Origin of the sequence: Methanofollis sp., from assembly GCF_028702905.1 — an archaeon.
Lineage (GTDB): Archaea > Halobacteriota > Methanomicrobia > Methanomicrobiales > Methanofollaceae > Methanofollis.
This window is the reverse complement of the sequence record NZ_JAQVNX010000167.1, coordinates 1-3,326: the sequence shown is the minus strand read 5'-3', so window position 1 is coordinate 3,326 and position 3,326 is coordinate 1. Positions and strand designations below refer to the sequence as shown.

Annotated in this window: 2 protein-coding genes and 1 pseudogene; all 3 read right to left on the bottom strand. The window is 58.9% G+C overall.

Annotated features, from left to right (window positions below; all coding sequences use genetic code 11):
• Positions 1–285: pseudogene (locus PHP59_RS12160) on the bottom strand (hypothetical protein); the annotation flags it as partial.
• Complete coding sequence (locus PHP59_RS12155; protein WP_300167353.1) at positions 285–1,985, bottom strand: hypothetical protein; 1,701 nt, start codon at positions 1,983–1,985, stop codon at positions 285–287. The gene PHP59_RS12155 and the pseudogene PHP59_RS12160, both read right to left, overlap by 1 nt.
• A gap of 2 nt (positions 1,986–1,987) precedes the next feature.
• The coding region (locus tag PHP59_RS12150; RefSeq protein WP_300167351.1) for a hypothetical protein at positions 1,988–3,326 on the bottom strand (1,339 nt) is incomplete at its 5' end.

Below are 3,326 nucleotides of genomic sequence, written 5' to 3'. Positions count from 1 at the left end.
CAGCATCGCCCTGAGCTGTTCAAACGTCTCTTCCAGGATGATCAGTTCTTTTTCTGTGACTCCGGGTTCGACGATTTCATACCTGAGGCCGGTTGCGTCCCCGCGGGAGATATTGACGTACGAGAAAGGAGGGACCAGCCAGTACCGCTCGACCATATCCACTGCTGGATCTGCGGGGGGGAGGTCCAAGATGAACGGACTGGGGTCAGGGACTTCATCTGTTACGACATCTGCCAAAGGGGTTTCTTGTGTCTTCTTTCTAAAGAGAGAGGAGAAGTCGAACATTATATCCCTCCACAATAGGTCTTCTCAGCCGGTTTGCCATGATATTCGATGGCCGCATGTACCTCACAGTTCCTGACAAAGACCGCCAGCGCGTACTCTCCGGGGCCGAAGACGGCCTCGTTCTTTCGCAAGTTCGCACCGTAGATCGTCTGCCAGCCGAAGGTCCGGTCAAAGACGGCGGAACCGTCTTCGATGCGGTACACCGCAAACCTCACGTCGCTGTACGGGGTCATATCTTTCTCTGTATGCTCTTCGTCCATCTTCTGAACCGTATAGGAGACCCGCCAGGGGACCGGTGCGACGACCTCGGTGACACCCCGGAGCGAGTAGTCCTCCGGGTTCTCAAGCAGGGGGTCCTGCATATCGAGGATGTTCTCGTGGAGGCGCCATTTGTCGTCATAGGTCCAGGCAATCCCTGAGGGGTACCAGGTGTCGGCATAGTATTCCTGCACCGGTTCCAGCCAGGTGATCAGCGGCGAGGTGAATTCAGAGACCGGCATGCGAAGGGCTGCGGTGAGACTCTCGTTCGCCGAAAAGAGAGGGTCTTCACCGAGGGGTTGCTCTCCGGCGATGGTGGTGTCGGCATCGAGACGGTCGTCCCGCGAGAGTGTCCAGCCCTGCCAGAGGCCGTCGCCGCCGTTGAAGTACGGCTTCATGCCATCGTATGCGCCGCGGGGAATGCCTTTCTCCGTGGTGTTCACGGTCCAGGCTGCGGTGACGAGGAGCGGCTGGTTCCAGACGGCGTCCTCTATGACGACCGTGTCGGCGGCACGCAGGTCTGTCCCTGTGACAAAGGTCTGGTTTGCCGGGTAGTAGCGTACGTTGTCAAGGGAACCGGAGGAGGTGGCGTTGTGCCAGACGGCGTCGCCGGAGTACCACCCTGCGTCGGCATCGCAGCCTTCAGGGAGGGCGGCGAGAGCGGTCTTGTTCCTTGCGTCGTAGACGAACCTGCCCGCCGGAGTCTCTGCAACGGCCCCGTAGAGTCTTCCGGTGAGCGTGCCGTCGTGGACAAGGCCGAGCGCGGTGGCCTCAGGGATGATCGTGCGCCGGTCGAGGCTCGCGGGGTAATACAGGAGGGAGACACCGTACCCCATCTTATCGAGGATGGCAGCGGCAAGGACGGCGTGGTCCTCGCTGTCCCCTTCCTCAGTCGCAAGGGTGATGGCCGGGTAATTCGGGTACGCTCCGGTCTGCCGGCGCTCTTCGTCTGTGGTGTAGTTGAGGCTTTTTACAAAGGCGAGGACGTTGCCGACAGTGTCGCTGTCACCATACCCCGATGTCAGGGAGGTGGCGAGGAACCATTCTGCGATGGTGCTGATGGTTCCATCGTCGCCGTCGGTCACGACGTACTCTGCCATTTTCTGTGGTTTGTCTTCATAGGCCCCGTATGACGAGGATACAAAGTGCTGGTAGGTGGAGTTGGAGATGTAGAGTTCCATCTCCATCCCGGTCCCGCGATAGGTCCAGGTGTAGGACTTGGGGCCGGCGACCTTTCTCTCCTGATCGTCGGGGTCGTGCCCGCGCAGACCGGGATCGGTGTCCGGTCCGGGGGTACCGGGGACCTGACCTGGACCGAGGGGGCTGTCGCCACCGAGAAGACCGGAGAACCTGAGAATGGCGATGGCGCCGACGATAATAATCGCTACCACAAGAACGGCGATGACTTTCTTGAACAGTGACTCGTCGAAGGCGAGGTCCACGGTTATCTCCTCCTCCTCGTGATGAGTGCCCCGAACACTGCGGCAACCGCGAGGTATGCTTCAAAACCGGGAGACTGAGTGGTCATGGGTATGGGCGTGGACTCCGAGATCTGAGTGGGCGTGAGGCTTGAATCGGGAGTGACGGTCGGAGATGGAGAAGATGTAGGGGTTTGAGCGGGAGTTATGGGAAGGGACGGGTCCTGCTCGGGTTCGTTCACAGAAGCAGTCCTCTGGCTTCCTTCTCTGTGGAGTTCGAAGGTGGTGGTGCTCTTGTACTTGACATCCTTGCACTCGACTTTGATTTCATACATTCCCGGATACCATGAACTGGAGTCGACTGCGTCGTAGGAAAACGGACGGAGTCCGGTGGAGGGGTCGTACTTCCCTGGATACGTGTAGTCGATCGGGATCTTCATGACGTTATTTGCCTTGCCCCCGTCATAGAGATCAAGGGCGGTGACCGTCAGTGTTAGTTTATCGACGACCTGGGTGCCGTCGGCAGTCGTTCCTTTTCCGGCAAGATTGGTCTTTCCTTCGACGACCAGGTCGGCGCCGACGACCAGGGCGCCGGGCGGCCGGATCTGGATCACGGGTTTCGCGACGGTGAAGGTGTCCATCGTATATATGTCGTCAATGGTTGGCGAATCCAGTGCCTTTACCAGGGCGTCGGCAGCGTATCTGGCATCGAGAGACCCAATGTTCACTTTCAGCGTACCGTCCGTATTGAATATCTGGTTCAGGCTTCCTCTGAAGTAGAGGCTGTTCTCCGGGAGGAGGTCGAACTGGCCGTCATGGCCTGGGTGGTGGTAGACGATGAAATATTCCCCCGGCGTGAGATCATAGGTAAAGTTGCGCGAGTGGGTGATCCCGTACGAGCCTTTTTCTTCATCTTCACCGAGCGGGAACCTGGGGTTAAAGTCGGCATACCTGAAGTTGGGGCCGAAGATGTACCACTTCATGTGGCCGGTGGAACTCGACATCCCGGTGTTGCCCGGGCTCCCTCTGGCATACCACCAGGAATAGAGGTAGTCCCCGCGGGCAAAGGTCCCCCCGGTATTCTCGTCGAACTTCGCGTGAAGGGTCGGGCTACTCAGTTCATACTCCCAGGAGGGGGGGACTTCGCCGTCGATGGATCCGGGAGCACCTGGATAGTTACTCTTCTGATACCCGATAGGCTGGAGGTTGGCGTGGACGGTGTAGGTTCCTTCATCACAGGAGAACTTCGAGGTCTCCCAGCTGTAACTCCATGTTCCAAGGACCGGATTGTACGAGGTGACAGTGAACGAATCAGGTGCACCGTCCACCACTTCCCGCGACGGGTCGGTGAGGGGAGCGCCGTTC